This is a genomic window from Microbacterium cucumeris (genome assembly GCF_058349845.2).
Genome location: NZ_JBYRIZ020000009.1, coordinates 1 through 2,877, shown reverse-complemented (window position 1 = coordinate 2,877; position 2,877 = coordinate 1). Strand labels below are relative to the sequence as shown.

At 66.1% G+C, this 2,877-nt stretch carries 1 protein-coding gene; it reads right to left on the bottom strand.

Annotated elements, in window-relative coordinates:
• A partial coding sequence (locus tag AC3RXZ_RS16885; RefSeq protein WP_491494785.1) for an Ig-like domain-containing protein occupies positions 1 to 2,877 on the bottom strand: 2,877 nt, incomplete at both ends.

Sequence of the window (2,877 nt, the reverse complement as noted above, 5' to 3'; positions counted from 1 at the left end):
CCTGAACCGTCAGAACAATCTGACCATCCACCTCACGATCCGGATCCTCCGTCACATCCCCGATCCGATACCGCACGACCAGCGTGCCGACGAAGGACTGGGCAGGAGTCACCTCGACCTGATCGCCGACCACCGTGATGGATCCGTCGCCGCTCTCCACCTCGGCGCGGATCAGCCGGAGATCGCCCTCGCCTTCGAACGGGTTCACGTCGTTGTCGAGCGGAGAGACAGTGATCGTCTCGCCCTGGTTCGTCTCCGGGAACGTGTCGGTGTTCGCCGTCGGGAGCTCGCGCGTCGACGCCGTCACCGTCACGTCGACCGTTCCTTCGATGGGCTCGGTCTCCCCGTCCGAGACACGGATGGTGAGGGTCGCAGCCGTTCCCTTGGCGGTGTTGGACGAGGCTTCGACGAGCAGCTGATCGCCGTCGATGCGCGCGGAGATGCCGTCGGTGGCGCCGCTGACGTAGTCGAACGTGTGCTTGCCCTGGTCTTCCGGATCGGGATCGTCCGTGAGCTCGGCCAGATCCAGCTCGACCGCCGACTCCCCGGGGGCGACGTTGACCTGTCCCCGGGTGAACGTGGGCTGCTGGTTCTCCGGCGGCAGCACCGTGATCGGAATCGACAACGTCGCCTTGCGACCCTCCGGATCATCCGGCCCGGCACCATCCGTCACCTCGAAGTTCAACGCATCCTTGCCGAAGAACCCCTGCGCCGACGTATACACCAACGTGCGCTCATCCTTGATCAGCGCATCACCGTTCGCATGCGCCGCACTGACCTTCTCCGCCTCCGTGATCACCACCGACCCACCACCGGCGACCGTCACATACTCATCCAACGGAACCTCGACCGTCTCCCCACTGACGACCTCGATCCCCTCCGTCGAATCCACCACCGGACGCAGATCCGCCAACGCCGGCACATAGATGAACGCCGACGTCGACTGCTCATCCTGATCCGTCAACGTATAACGGATCAACTGACGCTCATCCCCCACCGTCACCCGAACCTTGCCGTCATCCAGCACACGGCCCCCGGACTCGACCTCGAGTTCGAGGGACTCGGTCGTGCCGTCGGGATCCTCGTCGTTCGCGAGCACCTCGACGTCGACCGTCAGCTCGTCCTTGACGTCCTCGGACTTCACACGATCGTCACGCGCGATCGGATAGAGCAACGGGACGTCCTCGTCCACCGTCACCTGCAGCACGGCCTTGGCCTCCGCGCCGCGGTCGTCCACGATCGTGTACTGCACGGACGTCTCCACCTCGGCATCCGGAGCCTGGACCAGCACGCGATCCCCGGACACCCGCGCGTCCAGACCGGACACGTCGGAGGGGAACGTCACCCCGTTCTCGACCAGGACGACCTTCGCCCCTTCGGGATCCGAATCGTTCGCGAGCACAGGGACGGCGACTTCGCGTCCGGGCCGGACGACGACCGTGTCCTTCACCGCATACGGGGCCTGGTTCACCTCTTCGCTCGGGGCGATGCCCACATGAACGGTCGCGGTGCCCTCCTTGCCGAGATTGTCCCGCACCTTGTAGGTGAAGGTGTCCACACCGGTCGCGTCCTCGAACGCGTCATAGACCAGGTAGTCCTGCTCGACCGTGACGAGACCCTTCTTCGGGTTCGAGTCCAGCCCCAGCAGTTCCACCGAATCGCCGTCCGCATCGATCCCGTCCAACGGGATCGCGATGTTCGCCGTCGAACCGCTCAGCGTGCGGGCGGTGACATCCCGCGGACGCGGGGCGGCGTTCTTCTCCTCGTCCACTGCGAGGATCTGGATCGTGATGTACCCGGCATCCACCTGACCGTTCTCATCCACCACGTTGTACGTCGCATACACCGTCTTCGCCTCCGGACCGGCACGGAAGCGCACCTCGTCCTGAGACACGAACGCCTCACCATCCTCCGGATCGATGAACGGCTCCACCAGCTCCGGCTCGACATGCATCGCCGCATCATTCGGATGCGTGTCATTGTCCAGCACCGGGATGCTCACCACATCCCCCGCACGCACCGTCGCCGTGTCATCGTTCGCCACCGGGGGCAGCAGCTTGTCCGGCGCGGGGATCGGGATGACCACCACATCGCCTTCGGCGGTCTTGGTGCCGTTCGAGATGCGGTAGGTGATGCGCACCTGGCTCTCGAGCCCGCCCTGATCGCCGATGCGGAGCGTCTCATGGTTGAGAACCGACACCGAGACGCCGCTGCCGGGCTCGACCGTCACGGACTGCACCACCAGGATGCCGCCACCGGGATCCGTGTCGTTGTTCAGCACCCCGACGAGCACCTCGCCACCGGTCGGCAGCAACGCGACATCGCGCACGGCGATCGGCGCGAGCTGTTCGTCGCTCTGCTCCTGCACGTCGATGCGCACCAGCCCCGATGCGGACGGAACGCCCGCGGTCACCAGGTACTGCACGTAGTACACCCCGGGAGCCGGGGCCGAGAACGTGAAGGTCTTGTTCGGGTAGTCGGGGACGATGGTCGCGCCGTCCACCGGGTCGACCCGGTTCAGCCGGAGCAGTTCGCGGCTGGAGCTGGTGTCGTTCGCGAGCGGCGCCACCGTCACCTGCTGGCCGACCTGAGTCACGACGTGATCCGCGTTGGTCTTCGGCAAGGTCGATCCGACCGGCCGGACGTCCAGCTGCAGCACACCGTTCGCGAGTTCTCCCTCGCCGTCCGCCACGACGACCTGGACCTCGTACCGACCAGGGGGACTCGCGATGGCGCGGTACGTGATCTGGCCGTCCGTCGTGAAGTCCACCTCGTCTCCGGGCGCCGCAACGACGTCGCGGAGGTAGACGTCGTCGCCGTCCGGATCGGTCCAGTCCGGCAGAACGTTGTACGACACCGTCCCCCCGGCCTCCACCG